The organism is Salinisphaera sp. RV14, from assembly GCF_052044135.1.
In the GTDB taxonomy this organism is placed as follows: domain Bacteria; phylum Pseudomonadota; class Gammaproteobacteria; order Nevskiales; family Salinisphaeraceae; genus Salinisphaera.
In genome coordinates, this window is sequence record NZ_JBQDYF010000021.1 from 1 (window position 1) to 24,922 (window position 24,922).

The window sequence follows — 24,922 nt, forward strand, 5'->3', positions numbered from 1 at the left end:
GCCGGCAGATGAAATGGCCCGCTTGCTGGCAGCCAAGGTGGGCGGCTCTGTTTAGAGCCCGGTGCCGCTTTACGCACGCATGTCAAGAAGGCCTTGTGACATGCGCATGCGTGCGGGCGGGCTCGGTTATCTTGGCGATCGCGGATGCTGCGGTGGTTGGCTTGTCGGTGCCTCGGCGTTTGATGTTCGGGCTGTGATCGCGCGCGCAGTAACGCGAACGCGCCCCGGGCATGAAGGCATCATCAAGCAGGCGTCACGGTCACGCCGTCGCACAACGTGGCGGCCAGCCAATCGGCCACCACGCGGACGCGGGGCAGATGGGCCATGTCCTGATGGGTCAGTAGCCAGAGTTCGCGTCCGGCCGGTGTCATGTCGAGCCGACTCAAGCCTGCGACATGATCGCCAATACAGCGCGGCATCAAACAACAGGCGCCGGTCGCCAGGGCCAATTGCACCATGATGCCGCCGCGGTTGGCGCGTGCGATGGTTCGCCGATCGGGAAAATGCGCCGCCAGCCATTGTTGCTCGGGCTTGTCGATGAATTGCTCATTCAGATCCACCCAGGGTGCGCTGTCGGGGTCTGTGTCCGTGGCGGTGGCATAGACGCCGTAGGCGAGATCGCCGAGTCGTCGGGCATGAAAGACGCCGCTTGTCGGGCGTGCCAGGCGCAGGGCGATATCGGCCTCGCGTTGCGCGACACGAAAATTACGATTCCCGCCGACCAAGTCGAGCCGTAGACGCGGATGGGCCGACAGCAGGCTGTCGACCCTGGGCCCGACGGCGTATTCGAGCACACCATCCACCCCGGTCACGCGGACCACGCCGGCGATCCGTTCGCGCCGCGGTTCCGTCTGTGTCTGAATCAGGGTGGCGGCAAGTCGATCTTCCATTGCCCGGGCGGTCTGCAGCAGGGGTTCGGCGCGCAGCGTGGCGCGCAAGCGCTGACCGTCGCGGCGTAGCAGGGGGTACCCCAGCTGTGCCTCGAGTCGCTGCAGGCGGCGTGCCACGGTGGTCTGGTTGACGCCGATCTCACGGGCGGCGGCGCTCATCGTGCCGCCGCGACAAACCAGCGCCAGGGTTTTCAGTCCTTCCCAATCCAATGTGCTCATCGCGGTTCGTCTGGTCTAGCATCTGCGTGTACGCAGAGCATGCCTGCAAACGAACGGATTTGAATTGCCAATCAGCCGGATCATGATGTGCGCTCGCAATCAAGGAGACGAGACATGGCCACACACACAATGCTTGAGATTGCCGGCGCAAGCCTGCCTGTCGGTACGCCGGCAACCGCCGCGTTGATCGTGATCGATGCACAGGAGGAATACCGCAAAGGCGCGTTGCCGTTATCCGGTCTCGCCCCGGCGCTCGAGCACATCGCAGGGCTGATCGCGCATTGGCGCGCTCATGGCGGGACGCTGATCCATATCGCGCATCATGGGGAGGCCGGAGGCCCCATGTTCGATCCCGAGGGGCCGTACGTTTCGATCATGCCGGAAGTCGCGCCGCACGGCGAGGAGCCGGTTGTGATCAAGCGTGTGCCGAGCGCCTTCGGTGGCACCGATCTTCAGGCGCGCCTGCAAGAGCGCGGCGTCGGTCAGGTGGTGCTGGCCGGGTTCATGACGCATGTCTGCGTGTCGACCACGGCGCGGGTGGCAAACGAGTTGGGCTATCCGGTCACGATCGCGGAAGATGCCGTGGCGACCCGTGATCTGCCGCGTGCTGACGGTGACGGGATCTTGCCGGCCGCCGAGCTGCAGCGCGCCGAACTGGCGATGTTGTCGGACATCTTCGCCCGGGTGGTCGCTGTTGACGCGATAATCGCCGCTTAAATTAACCCGGCATGAAAATAGCTTCATGCCGGGTTAATAACGCGAGTATGGGCAAGCATTCTCGCCGCGGCCATCAGCCGTGAAGCCTTTGAAAATAAAAGACGGACAGGCACCGGCTTTTATTTTTGAAGGCGTTGAAAACAGCTGATGAAGTCAGCTGTTTTGATGCCGGATAAATAGTCGGGCTGTGCCCCGGTAACTGCCCCGGCGCATCGCCGTATGCCCAGGGGTGTGGCGCCCCGTGTCGTGCCGGCCGCCCGTTGCGTGCGTCGCGCCTCGAGTGGCGGGGCAGGTGGCCCTGAGTGCACAACCAACGCCGGCGAGGCGTTGAAAAAGATCGCCGGCGCGGGGTTTATTTCAAACGGGGGCGACGCGAAGGTCTATGTGACCGGGGCCGGGTTTGCGGCTGACGGGGGCTATCGCGGCGAAGACACGCTTAAAAGCCTCGAAGATTTCTGGCGGGCTTATTTCCAGCGCTCGCATGCCCGACTCGCGGGTTGGGGGCAGCCGGAGCTGATGACCGGCCTGCAGTAGTGTCGAAAGCGGCGTAGCGGCACCGGCGTCGGGGCAGCCACGGCCCGTCGTACGGCCGGCGCGGCATTGAGCAACCCGCGCCAGCGCATGTGGCCCACTCGGACGTGGCGACAGGCGAGGTGCCGTCTGCTCGGGGCGCGCCGGATATGCCGGCTCCATTCCCGGCCAGGCGCGGCCGGTCCGCTAAGGAGTGGTCTTGATTATGTGCGACACGCAGCTGGCTGAATACGCCAGGGCATCTTGTCCGCAAATGCACGCGAATGAGCGCAAACAAGAAGTGAAGTCAGCGCATTGCTGCTTCACATGCGCGAGCAAGCGCGTCGTCTAGCCTTTGACTGAACTTTATACATAATCAAGCGGGCGGTTGTCCGGGCGGCCGGCGGCGGTCGACGCGCTTCACCTGGCCGGGTCTGTATGGCAGCGTGGGTTGGGCGTACCATCGATCGGGGACTCGCCATTGATGGCGTGGCCGACGCGGGGCCAATGCTCATGAGCCGTTTCATCCATCCATTTTGGCATCACGGTGCGCGCCTCGCCGCGGAGCTCGGCGTCAATTGTGTGCTGCCGCTTTTGATCTACGATCAGCTGGCGCCGACCCTGGGGGATGTGCGGGCGCTGATGGCATCATCGGTGCCGCCGATGCTGTGGGCCATCATCGAGTTCGTGCGGCGACGACGGCTGGATGCCGTTTCCGTCATGGTGCTCGGGGGTATCGCGCTGTCGCTGCTTGCGATGATCGGCTCGGGGTCGGCGCGGTTTCTTCAGCTGCGCGAGAATCTGGTGACCGCACTGATCGGTATGGTTTTTCTCGGCTCGGTGCTGGTCCGGAGGCCGCTGATCTATTATCTCGCCCGGGCCGGCATCGAGCGCAGCGCTCCGGATCAGGCCGCCGTGTTCGAAGCGCTTCGCCACCAGCCGCATTTTCATCGAGCGATGACGGTCATGACACTCACCTGGGGCGTGGGCCTGCTGTTGTCGACCGCCGCGGCATGCGTGCTGGTTTTCTCGGTCAGCATCCACGAATACCTGATCGTCCAGCCCTTCATCGGTTACGGCACCATGGGTTTGCTGGTGCTCTGGACGCTCGGATACCGGCGCTATCTGCAAAAACGCGCCGACTGGGCCGCCGTGCTTGAAAGCGCGCAGGAGCCGTAGCCACGGGCCGGGGCAGATCGGCCGCCACGCTGCCCGGGCGTGAGTGATCGGCCGGCGTGAGCCGCATGTCGGTGCGGCGCCGGTTGCCGGGCGTGTCGTGGCGCTGCAGCTGGGCGCCTTATTGGCGCGGCTCCCGCTCGAATTCCTGCAGTGCACTCATCAGGTCGTCGAGCTCGCCGTCGTGTTCGGCCGCTGAATCGGCCATGGCATCGAGATCGTCGGTCGGGATATTTTCGGTACGGGGCGGCGCCGGCGCGTCGTCTTCGCGGGCTGGCGACGTTCCGGGGGCGCCCGCTCGGGACGGGCCGTTTTGGGCCGCAGGCTGGGTCTTCCCGGGCTGCGATGCCGCGGAGGGCTTGCTGTTCTCGCTGGCCGTTTCGCAGATGCAGGTCTGGTCGTCGGTCCACACGACCTGCGTGATCTCGGCGCGCCACTGCTTGTTGGCGCGTGTGACGATGCGCACGGTGTCGCCCACCTGGACCGGCTGCTGGGTCTTGCAGCCCCAGTTGCCATTGCGCAGTTTGCAGGGGCTGGCTTCGACGAGGTCGTTTTCACTCATGGGTCTTTTACGGCTCGGGCGTTGGTCTGCGATGGATCGGAAGCAACGCTATGGGCATGGGCGGGAAAATTCCAGTCGCGCCCCCGGCGTGCGCGGATCCACGGCTGCGAGCCGCGGAATCGAGGGGTGGCGCGCGGTGGGTTCGCCGCCTCAATGGTCGGCCACATCCCGGCGGGTCCAGTAGCGTTGCATTGCGAGGAAAAGAAACGACGCGCCGAATATGCCGAGCACGATACGCAAGCGATGCCGGACCGGCAGCCGCGGCAAGAGGAGTGTCATGTGATAGCGCAATTCGTAGTGGATACCCCTGACGAGGGTGACCACGACGATAATGCCGAGCACGGCAACCGGCCACAGCGCCTTGTCACGGTTATTCTGCCGTATTCGGCATGCCGGTGCGCGCTGGGTACAGGGGACGACGGCGGCGCCCGCCCTCGCAAGCGGTGCGCGGTCAGCGGCGCATGGCGTGCCGCGCCGCCCGGATATTGCCACCGCGCTCAATGCGGCGTATTCGTTGTTATCGAACGAGGCGGGGTGTTGAACGATTGCGTTGAGCGAGGCCCAACCGATGAAAGCGCCGTTCCCGATAAACGAGCTCGATCGCATGCTCCAGGCCTGTATCGATTTTACCGATCAGCACGAGCCGTACTTCTACTGGGCCCACATTGCCGACCGTTGCGGCATGGGTGACAACGGCGAAGGGGTCCAGCGCATGATCGCCTGGCTGGCCCGGGTTGATCCGGGGCTTTTGGAGGACTGCGGCCACGCGGAGGATAATATCCGCTACTTTCGCCTGGGCGTGGAGGCCAGGCGGGTGATGCGCACGGGCGGGCTCGGGCCGTATTTTCGCAAGAAGTCGCGCGCCGAGTCCGAGGAGAGGGTCCGCAACTGGACGCATATCGGTATCTCCACGCTGGCCGTGGTCGTGTCGCTGTTCGCGCTGAACAAGCCGGCGGCCAATTCGGCCGAGGTCGGACGCTTGCGTATCCAGGTTGCCGACCTGCAAAGCCACCAGGCTCGACTGGAAGCCGCGGTCAGGCAGCTGGCGGCCACGCCCGGCTCGGTGCCGCGGCACGACCGGTCGCCTCCGGCCGCGGGCAGGGCCGCGCCCGGCAGGGTTCTGTAACAAGCCGACGGCCGCCGGATCGGCACGGCATTGCGGCCCGATCCAATGGCATCATCGGCGGCGGGCGCCGCGCCTGTGGTGTCGGCTCGGCTGTCATGTGGCCCGTCAGCTCGATACGTTGGACCATGCCGGTGCCGGATTGTCGGGCGGCCAATAATTCGTTTTGGCTTCGAGGGTTGGCCCGCCCACTCGCCCGACTGAAGGCCGTAATCCGATCAGTACGGCCCGGCCGGGCCGATTCGGGTGATGCCCCGGGCGTCGGGTCATCTTACAGCGTCGTGCTGTGGTGGCGTGGGTTTGCCCTGTCCGCGGTTCGCCCATTCGGGAAAACAAGAGATCGATGCATCGCGCAACCTTATATCATGCTTATATCATATTGTTTTGTTTGTATATTTTCGGGGCGCTTGATTCCGGTCTCCGTCGATACCGATGCCGCACATAAAGTGATCGGTGTTTGGCACATTGCTTGCTCTACGCCCGGGAATGGCGCGCGGTATGCTGCCGCTTCAGCGCCGAAAATTCACGAGGGTTAAGCATGAAAATGTTGCAGTGGGGCGCGCTTGCGTTGTTAGTTCTGGTGTCGGTCAGCGCGAATGCGACGATGATCTCGTCGTCCTATAGCGTTACCGCCAATTCCTCCTATCCGGGGCTTGCGATTCATACGCAGGATTATTCGCACAACCCGTTCAGCTATGACTTGAACGTCGGACAGTCCAAAACGTTCGGTCTGTTCGATATCTGGACAAATGAATACAGCCTGTTGCAGGGGTTCACGTCTGAGCCGATCAGCGTGCAGTTTGGCTTCACGTCGCCGACGAGCGGTCAGGGTACGATCAACGGCCAAACCTACGGCACCTTCACTGGCTTCCTCGACTGGTATCAAGAGGGCGTCGTGCACTGGAATAACCCGCTGAACTTCGCCTTCGGCCCCAACGGCGACGGCCTGATCCAGGTCAGCTTGTCGGACGAGACGTTCAACCGCGGCCTTTGGGGGCTCGACAGTGGCCCCTGCGACGGCGCCACCGTCAAGGCGACGCTGAAGTATGTCTCTGACCCGAGCCCCGCCGATGTGCCGGAGCCCGGCAACTTCGCGCTGTTCGCTCTCGCCTTGGGCCTGCTCGGCTTCGCCGCCTATCGGCGCCGTTCGTTGTCCGAGTAGTACTGCTGCGCAGGCTGCGAATCGGCCGGTGCCCCCTCGGGCGCCGGCCGATTTGTTTTATTAATCCGGCATCAAAACAGCTGGCTTCATCAGCTGTTTTCAACGCCTTCAAAAATAAAAGCCGGCGCCTGTCCGTTTTTTATTTTCAAAGGCTTCGCGGCCAATGGCCGCGGCGAGCATGCGGTCGCATACTCGCGCTATTAACCCGAAAAATCATCTGTTTTTGTGCCGGGTTAATAGCGCATGGCCTGCCTCGGCCGCCGATGCGATCGCCTTCGCTTTGCGTGCGCCGCGCTGGAGGATCGTCGGTGATAGAGTCACCCGACCAATCCTGCATGTAGCGTGCGACCGGCAGCCGCAAGCGTTGGCGAAGATCGATCGGTCGCACGGTGCCTGTGTCGCGAACAGGAGAGCACGCGATGTCCTATACCCCGTCGGAGAGCCGCTACGAGTCCATGGTCTATCGCCGCTGTGGGCGCTCCGGGCTGAAGCTGCCCGTGGTATCGCTCGGGCTGTGGCACAACTTCGGTGAAGACACGCCGCACGAAACCAAGCGGGCGATCTGTCGCACGGCGTTTGATCACGGCATCACGCACTTCGATCTGGCCAATAACTATGGCCCGCCGCCGGGCTCGGCCGAGCGCGCCTTCGGCCAGATCCTGAAGACCGACTTCGCCGGCTATCGCGACGAATTGATCATCTCGTCCAAGGCCGGCTACGACATGTGGCCCGGCCCCTACGGCAACTGGGGCAGCCGTAAGTACCTGATCGCCTCCTGCGATCAATCGCTCCAGCGGCTGGGCGTGGATTATGTCGACATCTTCTATTCGCACCGGGTCGACCCGGAGACGCCGCTGGAAGAGACGATGGGCGCGCTCGACAGCCTGGTGAAACAGGGCAAGGCGCTGTACGTGGGCATTTCGTCCTACAACGCGGAGCGCACGCGCGAGGCCGCGGCGCTACTCGCCGAGATGGGTACGCCGTGCCTGATCCACCAGCCGAGCTACAACATGCTCAATCGCTGGGTGGAGCGCGACGGGCTGGCCGATACCCTGGCCGAAATCGGCATGGGCGCGATCGCGTTCACACCGCTGGCCCAGGGCATGCTCACCTCGAAATATCTCGGCGGTATCCCGCAAGGCTCGCGTGCCACGCAGGGCAAATCGCTGGATCCGGACATGCTCTCGGAGCGGGCAGTGTCGCATCTCAACAAGCTCAACGACATCGCCGGGCGCCGCGGGCAGACACTGGCCCAGATGGCGATTGCCTGGGTGCTGCGCGACGAGCGGATCACCTCGGCGTTGATTGGCGCCTCGCGGCCCGAGCAGGTCGAGGACTGCGCCCGGGCCGCCGACAATCTGTCGTTTACCGCGGCCGAGCTGGACGAAATCGACAACTATGCCACGGACGAGGACATCAATCTCTGGGCGGCGTCCAGCAACGCCTGATACGCCCGGTGTGCGCCGCGCCCGACCCGGGTCTTTAATGGTCCGCAGGCGCGGCGCCGTTATCCCGAATCGATTGCAGACGTCACGAAGCCGAATCTGGCCGACTGGCAATCGCTCGAGCGCGCTGCCGAGCGACATCTACGAAATCAGGGGCCGTGAAGGCCACAGTGGCTGGGAAGTCGAAGTCCGCTTCGATAACGGCACGTCGCCGAAGCACCCGGAGCGCAAGACGCCGAGCCGCGAAGAAGCGGTCCGGGTCGGACGCGAAATCGCCACCATGCGCGACTCCCGATGGTCTCGGGCCGCCCGTTCCCGGCATCGGGGGCGGCGCGGTCTGTTCTTCAGCGTCGGTCTTGATGGTGTCCGATACGCGGCGGGCTGAACAAGCCCGGGCATTGGTCCAACAATGCATGCGAATGAGCGCAAACAAGAAGGAAGATCAAGGCGCTGCTTCAGGCGCACGAGCAGTCGAGACGCTCAAGAAAAAAGCCCGTCCGCCGATACGCGACATATCGGGCAGGCCACCCGGACAAGGTTGTGCCTGTTCTGAACGCGAAGGGAGGAGCTGTGCAATTCTTGTCGAGTGTCAAAGCTAAAATCACCTGGGCCTTCGGGAGCACTATTCTGGCGTGGGTGGTGCTCTGCGCGCTGTCGCTCTATGCGGTGGCACAGCTCAATGCGAAAAACGACGCGTTGTATTCCACGAATCTGCGGGGCGTGAGTGCGCTGGCCGAGACCAGCCAGACCTACGCGACCATGCTGCAGAACGTCCGCGGCCGTCTGCATGCCGGCCAGCCTGGCGACATCAAGGCCCTGGCCGATGAATTGAAGGACGCGCGCCAGACGCTGCAGACTCACTGGAGCGATTATTACCCGGCGCGTGTTTCGTCGCCTGCCGAGCGCAAGCAGGCCGACAAGCTGCAGAAGACGTTCGACAAGCTCAATCCGAAGCTGGACAAGTTCGCGAAAGTGCTGCGCCAGGGCAAGACCTTTCTGGCCAAAGCCTATTACAACGCCCGGCTGTCGCTGCCGCTGACCATCGCCGCGCGCAAGCTCTACGATTTGCGCGATAGCGAAATGGCCGCCGCCAAGCGTGTACACGCCAGAAGCGGGCAGATTGCCCAATGGCTGTCGTTGCTGATCGCGGGCACGTGTGCGGGTGCGCTCCTGGCGGGCGTGATCGTGGCCGTGATCCTGGTGCGTCTGGTGACGCGGCCGCTGGCCCAGGCTCGGCGGTTGGCCGAATCGATCGGCGATGGTCACCTGGATAACGAGATCGCCCATTCGCGCCGCGACGAGTTCGGCGCCATGCTGACCGCCCTCGGCGGGATGCAGCAGCGCCTGGTCGATACCGTGAGCGACGTCCGGAGCAGTTCGGAGTCGGTCGGCGCCAGCGCGTCCCAGATTGCCAGTGGCAGCGAGGAACTCAATGCCCGGACCCAGCGCCAGGCGGCCAGTCTCGAGCAGACCGCGGCGTCCATGGAGCAGATGACGGCCACCGTGAAGCAGAACGCCGATAACGCGGTCGAGGCGGAAACACTGGCGCGTGATGTGCAGACCCGGTCCGACGACGGCAGTTCGGTGGCGCGCAGCGCCGTGGCGGCCATGGGCGAGATCGACGCCTCCAGCCGCCAGATCACCGACATTGTAAGCCTGATTGAAGATATCGCCTTTCAGACCAATCTGTTGGCGCTCAATGCCTCGGTCGAGGCGGCCCGGGCCGGCGAGCAGGGACGGGGCTTTGCCGTGGTGGCCAGCGAAGTGCGCAACCTGGCCAATCGCAGTGCCAGCGCGGTCGACGATATCAAGGCGCTTGTGGCCGACAGTGCCTCGAAAGTCGCGGATGGCTCCAAGCAGGTCAGCCTGTGCGGCGAAGCGCTGGAGACCATTAATACGCGCATCCACAAGGTGAGCGCGCTGATCGCCGAGATCGCCTCGGCCAGTCGCGAACAGGCCGGGGGCATCGAGCAGGTCAATCTGGCGATCGCCGACATGGATTCGAGCACGCAGGAGAACGCGGCGCTGGTCGAGCAATCCGCCGCGGCGAGCCACGATCTGCAAAGCCGTGCGCAGGAACTGTTCACCAAGATGTCGGTTTTCCACCTGGGGCAGCATGCGCCGACGACCCGCCAGGAACAGCTATCGGACGAGTCGGCCGATGCCGCCCCGGTGCACGAGGACAGGCAGGCTGGGGCCCCGCCTGCGGCGTCTTCCGAGTCTTCGGCGGCGTCCGAGGCGTCCGAGCAGCCCGAGACCCGGCGGGCGCCGACTCGAGCGCGCGAGTCCGCGCAGACACCGGCGGCCGCCGAGCCGGCCGCCGAAGCCGACGAGTGGGCGACGTTTTAGCGCGTTGTCCTCACGGGTATCGATCCATGCTCGTTCCGTCCACCAACGTTAAAGCAAGGCCCTGGCACTCCGCGTGTAATCCGGCGCGCAATGCGCGAGGTCGCGGTTCGTCGACTGTCGGCTTGCGCTGCAACAGGCCCTCGTATCTTGCCGCAGCTGACTGATTCGCGACCCGTCCGCGGTGCTCGGCCGGGTGAGCATCCTGCACAGCCCCCAGGGCGGTAGGGGCGCCCCGGCGAAAGGGACGGTGGGTTATAGTCATTGCCGGATTTTTCTTTCAGTGCGGAGAAACAGGCTTGCGCTCCGGAGTGCCTTGGCTACCTCGTGGCTGGCTCGACCCCATACACGAGCGCGTGCGGGGCTGGATCATCGATACCGTGGCCACGCACGACAAGTTCGGCATCGACTACGATGCGCCGGTCGGCGACCGCGGGCTGTTCGGCCCGGATTCGGTGACATGGAAGATCCATGCCGACTTCCCGGGCATGATGGCCGGCGGTATCGCCGCGCTCATGCTGCAGACGCTGCACCCCCGCGCGCTGGCCGGCGTGTGGGATCATTCACGTTTTCGCGAGGACCCGCTCGGCCGGCTGCGCAACACCACCACCTTCGTGGCCGCGACCAGCTACGCGCCGATGGCCGACGCCGAGCGCCTGATCGATATCGTGGATCGCATGCATGCCCGCGTGGTGGGCGAGACGCCGGAAGGCGAGCCCTACGACGCGCGCGATCCGGAATTGCTGACCTGGGTGCACTGCACCGAGATGGCGATGTTCATCGAAGGCTACAAGCGTTATCGCCGCGCCGCTCTGCCGGCCGGTGCGGAGGATCGTTATTTCGACGAGACGCGCCGCATCGCCGAACGCCTCGGGGCGCGTAACGTGCCGGCTTCGAAAGCCGAAATGACCGATTATTTCGCGGCCATCCAGTCCCAGCTGCGCTTCGACGAACGTTCGCGCGCCACATTGGCGGTGCTCGAGGCGATGGAACTGCCGGTGCCGGTGGCCGGCGTATCGCGCCGGACCTTTCTCGGCGCCGGGGGCGCCTTGTTGCCGGAATGGGCGCGGGTCCACATGGGGCGGACACGGCGCGAGCGGGTGCTCGACCGGGCCGCGGCGGCCGCGCTCGGGCGGGTTGCACCACTGATCCGGGCCGCCATGAGCGAAGGCGTGGCCATGCGTTCGGCGCGGCGCTGCGGCGCCGGTCGCGAGGCGCTGGTCTTCGACTAAGCGCCGATTGGAACAGGTACTACCCGTTCCCGGCGGTCAGTTGTACGGCCGGCTCGGCATGGGCCGGGTGAACGCGGTCGGCGCCGCGTCAGCGGACCACAGGCGCCTGTGTTGTCAAAGGGTTGCGTACCAATACGGATAGCCGGGTTGACATCCGGGCGTTACGGTCAGAATTGATCATTCGACCCGTCGAGCACGACACCATGAGCGATCACGATACCGATCTCGGCCTGATGGACGCCGGCCAGCTGTCCGAACTGTTTGCCTCCGGCGAGGCTTCACCCCTGGAGGCCACCCGCGCCGCGCTCGATCGTATCGATCGCTTCAATGACGACGTCAACGCCTATGTCTACGTCGACCGCGAAGGCGCGGAACAAGCCGCCGCCGAGTCGGCGCGGCGTTGGGGGCAGGGCACGCAACGCTCGGACATCGACGGTGTGCCGGTCTCACTCAAGGATCTGACCGAGGTCGCCGGCATGCCGGCTCGTGAGGGCTCGGCGACGACCGGTACGGCGCTGTGCGAGACCGATGCCCCGCCGGCTGCGCGCCTGCGCGAGGCCGGCGCCGTATTGCTGGGCAAGACCAACACACCCGAGTTCGGCTGGAAGGCGGTGACCGACAACCGTGTGTTCGGCGCCACCTGCAATCCGTGGGACACGCGTCTCACGCCCGGCGGCTCCTCCGGCGGGGCTGCTGCCGCCGCCGCGCTCAATATGGGCGTGCTGCATCAAGGCGGCGATTCCGGCGGTTCGATCCGTATCCCGGCGGCGTTCACCGGCGTGTTCGGTCTCAAGCCGAGCTTCGGCTGGGTTCCCCAGTGGCCGCCGTCGAAGATGGCCACCCTGTCACACATCGGCCCGATCACCCGGCATCCACGTGACGCGGCCCGTATGCTGAACGTGATCGGCCGCTACGATTTTCGCGACCCTTATGCCAAGCGTGGCCAGCCCAATGATTGGGGCGAGGATCTGGCATGTGATCTGCGCGGTCTGCGCATCGCCTATTCGAAAGATCTGGGCTATGCCCAGGTCGACCCGCAGATCGCCGCACGGGTCGCCGAAGCGGCCGAAAAACTGGAAGCTCTCGGCGCCGAGATCGTCGAAATTCACCCGGGTTTTTCGTCGCCGATCGAGGTGTTCCGTCGGCTCTGGTTCACTGCCTCGCTCGCGGTCTGGGCGCAATGCGACGAAGCGACCAGGCAGTTGCTGGATCCGGGCCTGGTGCGCAATGCCCGGAAGGCCGAGCGTTGGAGCGCGCTCGATCTGTTCCAAGCGTTCGACCAACGCGCCAAGCTGACCCAGCAATTGGAACATTTCAACCAGGACTATCATCTGCTGATGACGCCGTCGGTACCGATCGAGCCGTTCGAGATCAATCACGAAGTGCCGCCGGGCAGCGATATGACCGACTGGGAAGAATGGGCGCCATTCTCCTATCCATTCAATATCAGCCAGCAACCAGCGGCCTCTATCCCCTGCGGTTTCACGGATTCGGGGCTGCCCGTGGGCTTCCAGCTCGCCGGCGGCATGTTCGATGACATTCGCGTGCTGCGCGCGGCCAATGCCTACCTCGATGCGTATCCCGCGCGTTTGCCGCGCGTACCGGATCCGGCGCTTGACGGCTGATCGAACCGCTTGGCCGGGAGCGGAGAGTCTGGTCGCGCGCCGGCAGTGATGATCGACGTCACCTGCCGTGGCGTATACCACGCGATGCCTCCGGCTCGCGCTTTTGTCCGGTTTCCGGATAATGGGGCGCCTGATTGTCTGTTTCCGAGTCCCGCAACGATGTCTGAACTTGTGATTCGTCCCGCCGAACCCGCCGACGCCGAGCGTATTCTCGGCTTCATACGGGAACTGGCGATCTACGAAAAAGCCGAGCGTGAAGTCGTGGCCACGGTCGACGATATCCGCGAGCGTCTGTTCGGTACGGGTGCCACCGTGCATGCCCTGATGGCCGAGGTCCAAGGCGAGCCGGTTGGCTTTGCGGTGTATTTTCTCAACTTTTCGACCTGGCTCGGGCGCCACGGGATCTTTCTGGAAGATCTCTATATCACGCCCTCGGCGCGCGGCCAGGGCCATGCCACCCGGCTGTTGCGCCATCTCGCGCGCATGGCGGTCGAGTACGGCTATGGCCGCTTCGAGTGGAACGTGCTCGACTGGAACGCGCCGGCGATCGCTTTCTATGAGTCGATTGGCGCTACCCCGCAGAGCGAGTGGATCGGTTATCGGCTGGAAGGTGAGCGTTTGAAGGCGTTCGCCAGCGGCGCCTGACCGACTGTCACGACGCCTGGCCGGTCATCGAGTCGAGGATCGCGGCGGTACTGCGTACGCGACAGAACTCGCCATCGAGGCTGGCCAAGTGGACGCGTTGCACCGTGTCGGCATCGATCCGGGTGGGGTCGGCCGCCCGGCGTTCGAAGGTCGCGCTCGCATCGCCGGCCAGCACGACCTCGAAGCCGAGATTGCCCGCCATGCGAACGGTGGTCGAGACACAATGGTCGGTGGTCAGGCCGGCAACGACCAGGGATCGGCTGCCCAGGCGTTCGAGTTCGGCTTCGAGGTCGGTGCCGATGAATGCACTGTTGACGCGCCTGGTGAGCCACAGTTCGCCCGGCGCCGGGTCGAAACCGGCTTTGAACGCATGCCCGGGTCGGTTCGGGGCCAGCGCCGAGCCGGCTTCGGTGGAGCTGTGCTGGATATGCACCACCGTCGCGCCGGTGGTGCGCCAGAACGCGAGCAATGCGAGCGCGTTGTCTTCGGCCCGCGGATTGCTGCGCGGGCCGAGCCCGGGCGCGTCGAAGGCCCGCTGAAAATCCACCAGCAGCAGTGCCGTCGCGTTATTTGGCATGGGCCTGGATCTGTTTTTCCCGGGTTGCCAGCCGTTGGCGGAACGCCGGGTCCAGCGAGGCCGGATCGATGCGATACCCGCCGGAGAGCACCGGGATGAACTGGTTATGATCGCCGGCCCGGATCGGACTGACGTATTCCCACACGATCTGCCCGGCCTTGGTGACTTCGAGCATCCGGCCGCCGTCGGATTCAGTGATCAGCGTGTCGCCGTTGGCCAGGCGTTGGTCGGTGGAACGGATGCGGCTGTCCAGCGGCTGACCCGGGCTACCATCGTAGGACCACACGATCTTGTCGTTGCGCGGATTGAATTCGATCACGCGCGACGGGTTGTGCGGCTTCATGTTACCGAGGTTGTCGAACATCAGGATATTGCCGTTGGCCAGCACGTGCGGGTCGTGCGGCGCCAGCCAGTTACCGTGCATGGCCCAGACGATGCGTTGGGCCTCGGGATCGACCAGCGCCAGCAGGTTGATCTGGCGGAACATGACGAGTACGTCGCCGGGTTTGCCGAAACCGAGGGCGGCGATGTCCTTCGGGCCGAGCCAGTCGACCGTATTCACGTGCAGCGGGTCGAAATCGGCGAACCAGGGCTCGCCGCGACGCAGCGATATGCCGTAGGGCGAGCGTGCCAGCATACGGGTGAGCGACAGCTTTGACAGCTGTTTGCCGTTCGGTGACAGGGTGACCAGGAAATCCTCAAGATAAGGCGTGGGCACGAAGCGGTAGCCCGACAACGGTTGATCGGTGAAGTCGTGGGTCAGCGTAACGATGCGGCCATCGTTGGTGACATCCAGATCGTGATGCACATGCGCGAGATAGCGCCAGACGATGTGGGAATCGGCGTCGAGCTCGACCAGGCCATAACCCCAGGGCGTATCGTTGCCCGAGATATAGATCGCCAGCAGATGCCCGTTGGGCAGCAGCTTGGCCCGGCGCATGTAGATCAGGTCATCCTTCTGCGGATGCTGAACGGCGGCGTTTTTCGTCCACACCCTGGAAAACGGCATCTTCCATTCATGGACGACGCGGCCGTCGGCATCGATCAGGCGCGCGACGTTGCCGTCACCCGAGGTGAACAGCGTATAGCCCGGCTGCATCTTCGCGGCGTCGTGCACGGTGACACCGCGGGCATTGGTGCGCGCACGACGCCATAGATCGGTGGCCAGCGGGTTGACCGCGGTCTGCGACTGCGACCATTCGGCCATCCCGGCCTTGTAGGCATCGTGAAACAGCGGATAGGGCCAGACCTGGGTCAGACTGACGGCGATGCCGGCCGCGAAAGCCAGAAACAGGACCGCCAGGACATGCAATGCGTTTGCGAGATAGCTCAGTTTCATGATCCGCCGGGCTTGGCGTCATGAACCCGGGATCATGACGCGAAAACTAGCCAAAGAGTCTAGGGCCTGTGGCCGTTTCACGCGACGCCGCGGTGCCGTGTGAAGCGGCTACAGGCCCTGGCAAACCCCTGCACCGTCACCGCGACCGTCCGTCGCGGCGGGCGATCCGGGTCAGTCCGGCCGCGGCGGTTCCTCGACATGCGGCTCGGTTTCGGCGCCCGGTGTGAGCGTGGTGCCGATGGAAGCACACATCACCGCGCCGATCGCCAGCCATTGCCATAGATCCAGTTCCTGGCCGAGAAACAATAAGCCGGACAGGGCGCCAACCGCAGGCTCCAGGCTCATCAAGGTGCCGAACATGGCGGTGGGCAGCCTTGGCAGTGCGATCATCTCGAGCGTATAGGGTAGCGCGGTCGACAGAATCGCCACCCCGGCGCCCATCGCCAGGACATGCGGCGTGAGCAGGGTCGCGCCGGCCTGCCAGATGCCGATCGGGGCGACCACGATCGCCGCGATGGTCACGCCGAGTACCGCGCTGTGCATGCCGTGAACCGCGCCGGCCTTCTGCCCGAACAGGATATACAGCGCCCAGCAGGCGCCGGCCCCGAGCGCGCAGGCGGCCCCGGGCCAGTTGACCGCGCCCGTGGTGTCGGAGCCCGGCCACAGCAGCACGGCGAGCCCGGCGATGGCCAGCATGACCCAGAGCAGGTCGAATACCCGGCGCGAGGAGGCCACGGCCACGGTGAGCGGGCCGGTGAACTCGAAGGCCACCGCGATGCCGAGCGGAATCCGGTCCAGCGCCTGGTAGAACAGGAAGTTCATGGCACCGAGCGCGACGCCGTAGACCGCGATCGCCTTCCAGGCCTCGGCGGAGATGGTCTTGCGCCACGGGCGCAGCACGGCCAGTAGCAGTAGCGACGCGATGATCAGGCGCACCGATGTGGTACCGGCCGCGCCCGCGACCGGGAACAGCATCTTCGCCAGCGAGGCGCCGCTCTGGATCGCGCTCATGGCGATCAGAAGCAGCGCTACGGGCCAGCTCCGGGCAATGAGGGCACGATGATGGGCTTGCATGAGCGGTTCGACACCACGTCGTATCGCCGGCGCGCGGTGGCGCCGGAACCTCGATCCGGCTTGGCCGGTGGCGCATGATGGCGCAAAATAACGCGATGAGCAATATATTGCACAGTCCTGGTGAGCGGCCCGATGTGCTCGTGCATGTCGCGGCCAACGTGCGTCGCCTGCGCGCGGCCGCCGGCTTGAGCCAGGCGGCCCTTGCCGAAGCCGCCGGGCTGAGCCGGCGCATGCTGGTCAACATCGAAAAAGGCGACGTCAACGTCAGCCTCAATACCCTCGATCGGTTGGCGGAGGCGTTGGGCGTGGCGTTCTATGCGCTGGTGGCGCCGCCGGAAACCCCCGACGCGACCCGGATCGACGAGGTCGCCTGGGCGGGCGCGAGCGCCGACAGCCAGGCCCGGCTGCTCGCCAGCAAGACGGCGCGCGAACAAGTGGAGCTGTGGTCCTGGTCGATGGCGCCCGGCGAGGTTTATGCCTCGGCTGCCGATCCGGCGGGCTGGGCCAACATGATCGTGGTGCTGACCGGCGAACTGACGGTCACGCTCGGCGACGAGCACTTCGTGATCGTGGCGGGCGATTTCCGGGTCTTTCCCAGCGATCGGCCGCATCGTTATGCCAACGGGGGCGATATGCTGTTGCGTTTCGTGCGCAACGTCGTCTATTGATCTGGCCGACAGGCCGGCCCGGCCTGAAACTGTCTGGAGAGCATGCCCATGCGCGGGTTTCGCGACATTCCGTTCTTTTTCCTCTGGTTCGGCGCCGCTGTGTCGTTGTCGGAGATGCTCGCCGGCACGCTGCTCGCGCCGCTGGGGGTGGGCCGTGCGCTGGTCGCGATCGTGCTCGGCCATGTCATCGGCACCACGCTGCTGGTGGCCGCCGGACTGATCGGCAGCCGCGAAAACCAGAGCGCGATGGGTACGGCGGGCGCGGCCTTCGGGTCGGCCGGGCGGCGCCTGTTCGCGGCCCTCAATGTGCTGCAACTGGTCGGCTGGACGGCAATCATGCTGGCCACCGGCGCGCGCCAGTTCGCGAGCCTGGCCGGGCACCTCGGGGCGGTCGGGCCGATCGGTCTGTGGATCGGCGTGCTGGGGCTGCTGGTCGCCGGCTGGGCGGCTTTCGCCCGGGCCGGTATCGGTCGGCTCAACACGCTGGCCGTGGTGTTGTTGATCGGGCTGCTGCTGGCCGTGTTCGTGCGCCTGTTCTTCGTGGCCGGCGCCGCCCCGGCGCCGATGGCGACGTCGATGCGCTTCGGTGCGGCGCTGGAACTGGTGGTGGTCATGCCGTTGTCCTGGCTGCCGCTGGTGGCCGACTACAACCGCCACGCGACAAGCGGCGGCGCCGCGGCCGTGTTCACCTGGCTGGGGTACGCGATCGGCAGCGCGTGGATGTATGCGATCGGCCTGCTCATGGCGCTGCATTTCGGTGGGCTGGATCTCGGCGCGCTGGTCTCGGGCGCGCCGGCGCTCGTGGCGGCCCTGGCGGTGATCGTGCTCTCGACCGTCACCACGACCTTCATGGACACCTATTCGGCGGGCGTGAGCCTGCGCCATGTCGCGCCGGTCGCCTCGCCGCGCGTACTGGCGCTCGCGATGACGGCGATCGGCACCGTGATTGCGTTGGTGGCGCCGAACTCGGCCTACGAAGGATTTCTCTATACCATCGGCGCGCTGTTCTCGCCGCTGTATGCCGTGGTGCTGGCGCGCTATTTCGCGCTCGGCGAGCGCGTCGACGAGCCCGGCGTGCTGGCCTGGCCGGCGCTGGGCGTGTGGGCCATGGGTGTCGCGAGCTATTACGGTTTTCTGGCGCTGGATACGCCGATCGGCGCGACCTTGCCTTCGTTCGCGGTCACCGCGCTGCTCTACGTGCTCAGCCGCCGCGCCCGGGCCATCGCGCACGCGGTCTGACGCGTGTCGGGGGCCCGGTCGTGCGCGGCGGGCTGTTGTCGCGGACGATGAAGCCGCGCGCCAATACACGTCGCCGCACAGGCGGTAGGCTGGGCATCAGCCCCTGCGTTGATGTGGCCTCGCCATGAAACAAAGCGAATTGATCGACGCGCTGTTGGCCGAGCATGGCCGTACCTTCGCCGCCGAACTGGGCGCGCCGATCGCGAAGAACACACCGTCGCCGCTGTTTCGGCTGCTGTGCCTGGCGCTGTTGACCAGCGCGCCCGTGCAGGCCGACATTGCAATGCGTGCGGCACAGGCGATGGCCGCGGCCGGCTGGACCACGCCGGACAAGCTGGCGGCCAGCACGTGGCGCCAGCGCGTTGACGTATTCAACGGCGCCGGCTATGCCCGGGTGGACGAGAAGACCTCGACCCAGATCATGGATTTTAACGATCACCTGCGCGAGGCCTACGCCGGCGATCTGCGCCGGCTGCGCACGGAGGCCGATGGCGATATCGACGCTGCGAAGCGTGCATTGAAGCGCTTCAAGGGCATCGGCAATACCGGCGCGGCGATCTTTCTGCGCGAGGTGCAGGCGGTCTGGGGCGAGTTCTATCCCTTCGCCGACAAGGCGAGCCTGACGACCGCCGACAAGCTCGGTCTGCCGGCCGACGCGGCGAAGCTGGCGCGGCTGATCGGGCGGGATGATTTCCCGCGGCTGGTTGCGGCCCTGGTTCGAGTTAAACTCACTGGCGACATCGATCGCTTTCAGGATTGAAAAGCCATGTTCGATTACTCGCTGGCCCACTGGCTGACGTTCTTCGGCGCGGCGTTCGCGCTCGAGATCGCGCCGGGGCCGGACCTGCTGTTCATTGCTGCCCAGACCGGGCGGCACGGGCGTGGCCATGGCTTTGCGGCCATGTTCGGCGTATGGACCGGCGCGCTCGTGCATGTCGCGGCCACGGTGCTCGGCCTGGCCGCGATCCTCGCGCGTTCGGCGATGGCGTTCTCGATCATCAAGTATGTCGGGGCCGCCTATCTGGTCTGGCTGGGCCTTCAGTCACTGGTCTCGGCCCGGCGCGACGCCGACGCCGCCGACACGCCCTCGGCGCTGGCCGCGCCCAGCCGCCGGGCCGCCTATAGACAGGGCATTCTGGTCGATCTGCTCAATCCCAAGGTCGCGTTGTTCTTCCTGGCCTTCATCCCGCAGTTCGTGGTCGACGGCGCCGGGCCGGTAACGGCACAGCTGGCCTTGCACGGGCTGTTGTTGTTCGTGGTGGCGGGCATCATCGAACCGGCGCTGATCGTGGTCGGTGATCGGCTGATTCGATTTCTCAAGGGGCGGCGGCGTCTGGCGGCCTGGGCCGAGCGCGGCGTGGGCGTGATTTTCATCGGGCTCGGCGCGCGTCTGGCCGCCGCGCATCGCTGAGGCGGGCGCCATGAGCGAACATGAACACGCCGGCCGCTGCGCCTGTGGCGCCGTACGTTTCCGTCTGGTCGGCCGGCCGACCGACGTCATCGCCTGCCACTGCCAGACCTGCCGGCGCTGGTCGGGGTATTACTGGGCGGCCACCCATGTGCCGCGCGATGCCTTGATCATCGATGCCGAGGCCGAGCTCGCCTGGTGGGCCTCGTCGGAGTTCGCCGAACGCGGTTTCTGCAGCCACTGTGGGTCGAGCCTGTTCTATCGGCGGCACGACGCCGATCGTGTGTCGGTGGCGCCGGGCGCGCTCGACGCGCCCACGCATCTCGCCACCACGGCCCATATCTGTGTCGCCGAGGCCGGCGATTATTATGCGATCGACCCGAACACGCCGCGGTTTTCCGGTCCGGACATGGACTCGTGACGCATGCGGGCGGCTGTGCCTGTGGCGGCGTGCGTTTTGTGGTGCACGGCGATCTGGCGCCGGTCGGCGCCTGCCATTGTGAAAGCTGTCGGCGCTGGTCGGGCTACTACTGGGCCGCAATGGAAATCCCGCGCGGGCGATTCGAACTGACCGCGGCGGGCGCATTGGCCTGGTGGCGATCCTCGGCAGCGGCGGCGCGTGGCTTTTGCAGCCGTTGCGGCTCGAGTCTGTTGTTCGACGAGACGGACAGCCCGTGGATCGAAATCAGCCCCGGCGCCTTCGACGAGCCTACCGGCGAGACAACCACGACCCATATCTTCTGTGCCGAAGCGGGCGATTATTATTAATCCGGCATGAAAATACCTTCATGCCGGATTAATAACGCGAGTATGCGCAAGCACCCTCGCCGCGGCCATCGGCCGCGAAGCCGACACAAACAAAAGACGGACAGGCGTCGTCTTTGGCTTTGTCGGCGTTGAAAAACAGCTGATTTTCAGCTGTTTTTGTGCCAGGTTTTATTATCGTTTGGACGATGGCGCGCCGCATTATCCGGGGTTCGAACCGCGGGGCTGAAGGGCCCCGGACATTCGTGGCGCGCAGGCCCCGGGAGCTTCCATGGGGCCTGTTGGCCGGGCCGAGCGCCATCAACGACGGGCTACACGGCCGCGGAGGCGGCCCAATGGCCGGGCGCGCGCCCACGGCCTATGGCGTGGGCCCGAGGCTGGCGGCGGGTCAGCGAAACGCTGGCTCGTCGAACGAGCGCAGCTTGCGTGAATGCAGGGCTTCGACGCCCGACTCACGAATCAGCTTGAGTGTTTCCAGGCCGATGGTCAGATGCTGCTGGACCTGGCTCTGGTAGAAGGCATTGGCCATGCTGCGCAGCTTGAGTTCGCCGTGCATCGGCTTGTCGGACACGCACAGCAGGGTGCCGTAGGGTACGCGCAGGCGAAAGCCGTTGGCGGCGATGGTCGCGCTTTCCATGTCGATGGCGATGGCGCGCGACTGGGAGAAGCGCTCGTAGAGTTCGTCGTAGCGGAATTCCCAGTTGCGGTTGTCGGTGCTGGCGACGGTGCCGGTGCGCAGCCGGTTCTTGAGATCGCGCTTGGACAGCCCGGTCACGCCGGACACGGCCTGCTCGAGCGCGATCTGCATTTCGGCGATCGGCGGGATCGGCACCCACGGCGGCAGGTCCTGATCGAGGACATGATCCTCGCGCACGTAGGCATGGGCGAGCACGTAGTCGCCCAGCTGCTGGGAGCGGCGCAGGCCGCCGCAGTGGCCGATCATCAGCCAGCAATGCGGGCGCAGTACGGCCACATGATCGGTGATGGTCTTGGCATTCGCCGGGCCCATGCCGATGTTGATCAGCGTGACGCCGAGGCCGTCCTCGCGGGTCAGGTGGTAGGCCGGCATCGGCGGCAGATGCTTCGGCGTCTCGCCGCCGGCACTCAGATGATCGAAGCGGGGGTTGGGCTCGACCACGTCGCCCGGCGAGATGAAGCCGGTGTACTCGTCGTGGTGGGCGATCTGTTCATGGGCATAGGTGGCGAAATCGTCGACATAGCGCTGGTAGTTGGTCAGCAGCACGAAACCCTGGAAATACGACGGGTCGGTGCCGGTGTAGTGCGCCAGGCGCTGCAGGGCCAGATCGGTGCGCTGGGCATCGAACAGCGCCAGCGGGAACGGCTGGCCGGGCTGGGTGCGATGCGTACTGTTGGGAATCGCGTCGTTCATGTTGGCCAGATCCGGCAGATCGAAGGCCCGTTCCATCGCCCGTACCGCCGCCGGGGTGAGATTGGCCGTGGCCTGTTCGATCATGAACGGCAACGGGATCGGCTGATCCGACAGGCCGACCTGGATCGGCGCGCCGTGGTTTTCGATCAGCAACGACAGCTGCTCCAGCAGATAGTCGTGGAACAGATCCGGCCGGGTGACGGTGGTGCCGTGCACACCGCCCTTGCGCAGCGAGCCGTAGGTCGGCCGTACCGAGCTGACCAGTCGATCCGGCGTGGTTTCGATCCCGACGTAGGGGTAGTAGGCCGCCGGCAGGGGTTCCGGCGCGTGCTCACCGGCCACGAACCGACGATGCCGGTCGGCCATCTGCGCATGCGCGGCGGCATACAGCGATTCGATCCGGGCGAGGGCGGCCTCGGCGGTGTCGAAGGATTGCAGGTCGCGGGCGTTGCCATGTGCGGTGCCGGGCATTTCGTGGTGGTCCTTGTGCGTCGGTTCCGTTGTCGGGGCGAGATTAGCAGCTCGCGGCGTCAGTCGAACGGCTCTCGCTGCAAGGTCATGATGTCGTCGCCAACCGTCCCCCGGCAGATGCCAAAACCGAGCCGCTTGTATGCGCGGACTGCATGCGCATTGTCGGCAAACACGGCCAGTTCGAGCGTGTCGGACGCGCGATGCCGGTCGGCCTCTGCGGCAAGCCGGAAAATCAGTGTATCTATGATGCGCTGGCCACGCCGGGCCGGGTTCACGATCAGGCGGGCGAAGCGCACGATGGCGGGCGGCTTGAAATGGTATTCGCCGAAGGCGATCAAGCTGCCGGTTTCGTCGACCAACACGTGGGGGCAGGCTTGTTCGCGATACAACGCGAGCGCCAGGCCCGGACCGTCCAGCGGCCAGGGCGTATTCGGACCGGCCCAACGCTGCGCGGCATGGACATCCGGGATCCAGCCGGCCAGTTGCGCGTAGTCGCCGGGTTCGGGCTTGCGCTGCGCAAGCCCGGCGTCGGCGGTCGGGGTCATCGCGTCCAGAAGTTGTTGCGTACCAGATCAACCACTTCGCCCATGCGCCCGGACAGCACGGCCTTGGTCGAATACAGTGCGGTGGAGGCGACCTGGCCGAACTCGATGTGCGGCGGCATCACCAGTTCCATGCGATTGACCTTCACATCGAGAATGCCGGGCCCGTTGTGGGCGAGCAGTTCGGCCACGGCGCCGTCGAGCTCGTGCTTGGCCTCGACCTTGCGGCCCCACAGGCCGATGGCATGCGCCAGCGCGCCGAAATCCGGGTTCTTGAGTTCGGTATACGCATCCAGCAGGCCGTCGACCTTCTGTTCCAGTTCCACGAACCCGAGCGAGCTGTTGTTGAAGATCACGATCTTGAGCGGGATCTCGAACTGGGCCAGCGTGAGCAGATCGCCCATGAGCATGGACAGCCCGCCGTCGCCGCACATGGCGATCACCTGCCGGCCCGGATACGCCTGGCTGATGCCGAGCGCCTGCGGATAGGCATTGGCCATGGTGCCGTGGACCAGGCTCGGCAGGGTCCGGCGCTTGCCGTTGGCCTTGATATGACGCAGACACCACACCATCGGGCTGCCGCCGTCGGCGGTGAACACGGCATCGTCGGCCCCGTGTCGATCCAGCGCGAGTGTGAGTTCCTGGGGATGGATCAATCCGTCGTCGTCCGATTCGACCGCTGCCTCGTCGAGTGACTCGAGATAGGTCTGGCGGCAGGCGTTGACCCAGTCGCGGTCGTCGTGGGGCTGGATACGTTCGACGAGGGCGGCGCAGGTATCGCGCACCGAGCCGATCACGCCGATATCCACCGGATGGCGCAGACCGATCTGGCCGGCGGCGATATCGACCTGGATGAGGGTCGCGTCCTCGGGGTAGAACTGGGCCCAGGCGAAACTGCAGCCGAGCAGCAGCAGGGTGTCGCATTCGGAGACCGCACGATAACCGCCGGCCAGGCCGAACACGCCGGTCATGCCCACTTCCAGTTCGTTGTCGTATTCGATGAAATCCTTGGCGCGCGAGGTCCAGGCGATGGGCGCGCCGAGCTTGTCGGCCAGCGCGATCACTTCGTCATGCGCGTCGGCGCAGCCGTAGCCGGCATAGATGGAGACTTTCCTGCCCGCGTCGAGCGCGGCGACCACGGTGTCCAGTTCGGATTCCGACGGGCGGATGACCGGATCGAAGCGCATCGTGCGCCACGGCAGAGAGTTCTCCGGCTTGGCGGTGAAGATATCGCCCGGCACGATCAACACGGCGACGCCGCCTTCGTTGAGCGCCTTCTGCGCGGCGATCGCGGTCAGGCGTCTGGCGTTCTCGGGGCTGGCGACGTATTCGCAGAACACGCTGTACTGCGCGTACAGCGGACGCTGGTCCACGTCCTGCGGAAAGCCGACACCCATCTCGGCGGTCGCCACCTGCGAGGCGATGAACACCACTGGCGCGCCGTTGCGGTGCGATTCCAGCAAGCCGTTGATGAAATGGGTGCTGCCGGGCCCGCAGGTGCCCGCACAGCAGGCCAGCTCGCCGGTCATGTAGGCCTCGCCGCCGGCCGCGAAGCCGCCGACTTCCTCGTGGCGAACGTGGACCCAGTCCATTGCCGAGCGGCGGATGGCATCGGTGAGGTGGTTGATGGTGTCGCCGACCACGCCATAGCAGCGCTTGGCGCCCGCTTCAAGCAGGGTGGCGACCATGATTTCTGCGACGTTCTGACTCATTGCGCGGCTCGGGTCCGGGAATTTCTCGATCGCTCGATCATACAACCTGGGTCGGGCCCGGGTGCTATCCGTGGTGTTACGCGGC

Annotated in this window: 25 protein-coding genes; 16 read left to right on the top strand and 9 right to left on the bottom strand. The window is 65.5% G+C overall.

What is annotated here, in order from left to right:
• Positions 1-242: 242 nt before the first annotated feature.
• Positions 243-1,109, bottom strand: a complete 867-nt coding sequence (locus ACS8Y6_RS15690) for a LysR family transcriptional regulator (RefSeq protein ID WP_440850876.1) — start codon at positions 1,107-1,109, stop codon at positions 243-245.
• Positions 1,110-1,298: 189 nt separating this feature from the next.
• Between ACS8Y6_RS15690 and ACS8Y6_RS15695 the strand changes: the two genes are divergently transcribed.
• The 3 genes from ACS8Y6_RS15695 (at position 1,299) to ACS8Y6_RS15705 (ending at position 3,515) form a co-directional block, all read left to right on the top strand.
• On the top strand, positions 1,299-1,826 hold the full coding sequence (locus ACS8Y6_RS15695) for a cysteine hydrolase family protein (protein WP_440850929.1): 528 nt from the start codon (positions 1,299-1,301) through the stop codon (positions 1,824-1,826).
• A 327-nt stretch (positions 1,827-2,153) separates the two neighbouring features.
• Entirely contained in the window at positions 2,154-2,360 is a 207-nt protein-coding gene (locus tag ACS8Y6_RS15700; protein WP_440855970.1) for a hypothetical protein, read from the top strand.
• A 489-nt stretch (positions 2,361-2,849) separates the two neighbouring features.
• The gene (locus ACS8Y6_RS15705) at positions 2,850-3,515 is read left to right on the top strand and encodes a VC0807 family protein (RefSeq protein ID WP_440855971.1); all 666 of its coding nucleotides are present in this window, start codon (positions 2,850-2,852) and stop codon (positions 3,513-3,515) included.
• Between the two features lie 118 nt (positions 3,516-3,633).
• Here the strand turns inward: ACS8Y6_RS15705 and ACS8Y6_RS15710 are convergent, their stop codons facing one another.
• Together ACS8Y6_RS15710 and ACS8Y6_RS15715 are read right to left on the bottom strand one after the other, a co-directional pair.
• Positions 3,634-4,074, bottom strand: coding sequence for a hypothetical protein (locus ACS8Y6_RS15710; RefSeq protein ID WP_440850879.1), 441 nt, complete (start codon positions 4,072-4,074; stop codon positions 3,634-3,636).
• A 150-nt stretch (positions 4,075-4,224) separates the two neighbouring features.
• Positions 4,225-4,680 (bottom strand): hypothetical protein, encoded by a 456-nt coding sequence (locus tag ACS8Y6_RS15715; RefSeq protein WP_440855972.1) that lies wholly within the window; start codon positions 4,678-4,680, stop codon positions 4,225-4,227.
• Here ACS8Y6_RS15715 and ACS8Y6_RS15720 point away from each other — a divergent pair.
• The 7 genes from ACS8Y6_RS15720 to ACS8Y6_RS15750 all read left to right on the top strand — a co-directional run bounded on the left by ACS8Y6_RS15720 (position 4,679) and on the right by ACS8Y6_RS15750 (position 13,652).
• Positions 4,679-5,200 carry a hypothetical protein gene (locus ACS8Y6_RS15720; RefSeq protein WP_440855973.1) on the top strand — a complete coding sequence of 174 codons (522 nt, stop codon included), beginning with the start codon at positions 4,679-4,681 and terminating at the stop codon, positions 5,198-5,200. The genes ACS8Y6_RS15715 and ACS8Y6_RS15720 overlap by 2 nt on opposite strands.
• 535 nt (positions 5,201-5,735) lie before the next feature.
• Complete coding sequence (locus ACS8Y6_RS15725) at positions 5,736-6,359, top strand: PEP-CTERM sorting domain-containing protein (RefSeq protein WP_440850882.1); 624 nt, start codon at positions 5,736-5,738, stop codon at positions 6,357-6,359.
• A 419-nt stretch (positions 6,360-6,778) separates the two neighbouring features.
• Entirely contained in the window at positions 6,779-7,807 is a 1,029-nt protein-coding gene (gene mgrA, locus ACS8Y6_RS15730; RefSeq protein ID WP_440850883.1) for an L-glyceraldehyde 3-phosphate reductase, read from the top strand.
• A 576-nt stretch (positions 7,808-8,383) separates the two neighbouring features.
• Entirely contained in the window at positions 8,384-10,153 is a 1,770-nt protein-coding gene (locus ACS8Y6_RS15735) for a methyl-accepting chemotaxis protein (RefSeq protein WP_440850884.1), read from the top strand.
• A 308-nt stretch (positions 10,154-10,461) separates the two neighbouring features.
• Entirely contained in the window at positions 10,462-11,382 is a 921-nt protein-coding gene (locus ACS8Y6_RS15740; protein ID WP_440850885.1) for an oxygenase MpaB family protein, read from the top strand.
• A 203-nt stretch (positions 11,383-11,585) separates the two neighbouring features.
• Entirely contained in the window at positions 11,586-13,007 is a 1,422-nt protein-coding gene (locus tag ACS8Y6_RS15745; protein WP_440850886.1) for an amidase, read from the top strand.
• 159 nt (positions 13,008-13,166) lie between these two features.
• Complete coding sequence (locus tag ACS8Y6_RS15750) at positions 13,167-13,652, top strand: N-acetyltransferase family protein (RefSeq protein ID WP_440850887.1); 486 nt, start codon at positions 13,167-13,169, stop codon at positions 13,650-13,652.
• 7 nt (positions 13,653-13,659) lie between these two features.
• Here ACS8Y6_RS15750 and ACS8Y6_RS15755 read toward each other — a convergent pair whose 3' ends face one another.
• The 3 genes from ACS8Y6_RS15755 to ACS8Y6_RS15765 form a co-directional block, all read right to left on the bottom strand.
• Positions 13,660-14,229: a cysteine hydrolase family protein gene (locus ACS8Y6_RS15755; protein ID WP_440855974.1), complete on the bottom strand. Its 570-nt coding sequence runs from the start codon at positions 14,227-14,229 to the stop codon at positions 13,660-13,662.
• On the bottom strand, positions 14,219-15,568 hold the full coding sequence (locus tag ACS8Y6_RS15760) for an arylsulfotransferase family protein (protein ID WP_440850889.1): 1,350 nt from the start codon (positions 15,566-15,568) through the stop codon (positions 14,219-14,221). The genes ACS8Y6_RS15755 and ACS8Y6_RS15760 overlap by 11 nt, the downstream gene beginning before the upstream one ends.
• A gap of 171 nt (positions 15,569-15,739) precedes the next feature.
• Positions 15,740-16,642 carry an EamA family transporter gene (locus tag ACS8Y6_RS15765; protein WP_440855975.1) on the bottom strand — a complete coding sequence of 301 codons (903 nt, stop codon included), beginning with the start codon at positions 16,640-16,642 and terminating at the stop codon, positions 15,740-15,742.
• Between the two features lie 95 nt (positions 16,643-16,737).
• Between ACS8Y6_RS15765 and ACS8Y6_RS15770 the strand changes: the two genes are divergently transcribed.
• From ACS8Y6_RS15770 to ACS8Y6_RS15795, 6 genes are all read left to right on the top strand, one after another.
• Positions 16,738-17,310, top strand: a complete 573-nt coding sequence (locus tag ACS8Y6_RS15770; RefSeq protein WP_440850891.1) for a helix-turn-helix domain-containing protein — start codon at positions 16,738-16,740, stop codon at positions 17,308-17,310.
• A gap of 48 nt (positions 17,311-17,358) precedes the next feature.
• Complete coding sequence (gene cytX, locus ACS8Y6_RS15775; RefSeq protein WP_440855976.1) at positions 17,359-18,549, top strand: putative hydroxymethylpyrimidine transporter CytX; 1,191 nt, start codon at positions 17,359-17,361, stop codon at positions 18,547-18,549.
• Between the two features lie 124 nt (positions 18,550-18,673).
• On the top strand, positions 18,674-19,309 hold the full coding sequence (locus ACS8Y6_RS15780; protein ID WP_440855977.1) for a hypothetical protein: 636 nt from the start codon (positions 18,674-18,676) through the stop codon (positions 19,307-19,309).
• Positions 19,310-19,315: 6 nt separating this feature from the next.
• The gene (locus tag ACS8Y6_RS15785; RefSeq protein WP_440855978.1) at positions 19,316-19,960 is read left to right on the top strand and encodes a LysE family translocator; all 645 of its coding nucleotides are present in this window, start codon (positions 19,316-19,318) and stop codon (positions 19,958-19,960) included.
• A 10-nt stretch (positions 19,961-19,970) separates the two neighbouring features.
• Entirely contained in the window at positions 19,971-20,378 is a 408-nt protein-coding gene (locus tag ACS8Y6_RS15790) for a GFA family protein (protein ID WP_440855979.1), read from the top strand.
• Positions 20,375-20,725 carry a GFA family protein gene (locus ACS8Y6_RS15795; RefSeq protein ID WP_440850896.1) on the top strand — a complete coding sequence of 117 codons (351 nt, stop codon included), beginning with the start codon at positions 20,375-20,377 and terminating at the stop codon, positions 20,723-20,725. Before ACS8Y6_RS15790 ends, ACS8Y6_RS15795 begins: the two co-directional genes overlap by 4 nt.
• A 385-nt stretch (positions 20,726-21,110) precedes the next feature.
• On the opposite strand, the gene ACS8Y6_RS15800 is transcribed toward ACS8Y6_RS15795, so the two are convergent.
• From ACS8Y6_RS15800 to ACS8Y6_RS15810, 3 genes are read right to left on the bottom strand one after another with little or no spacing between them, the layout of a single operon-like run.
• The gene (locus ACS8Y6_RS15800; protein ID WP_440850897.1) at positions 21,111-22,583 is read right to left on the bottom strand and encodes an AMP nucleosidase; all 1,473 of its coding nucleotides are present in this window, start codon (positions 22,581-22,583) and stop codon (positions 21,111-21,113) included.
• Positions 22,584-22,642: 59 nt separating this feature from the next.
• Positions 22,643-23,128: a GNAT family N-acetyltransferase gene (locus ACS8Y6_RS15805; RefSeq protein ID WP_440855980.1), complete on the bottom strand. Its 486-nt coding sequence runs from the start codon at positions 23,126-23,128 to the stop codon at positions 22,643-22,645.
• On the bottom strand, positions 23,125-24,837 hold the full coding sequence (locus ACS8Y6_RS15810) for a thiamine pyrophosphate-dependent enzyme (protein WP_440850899.1): 1,713 nt from the start codon (positions 24,835-24,837) through the stop codon (positions 23,125-23,127). The genes ACS8Y6_RS15805 and ACS8Y6_RS15810 overlap by 4 nt, the downstream gene beginning before the upstream one ends.
• Positions 24,838-24,922: the final 85 nt, after the last annotated feature.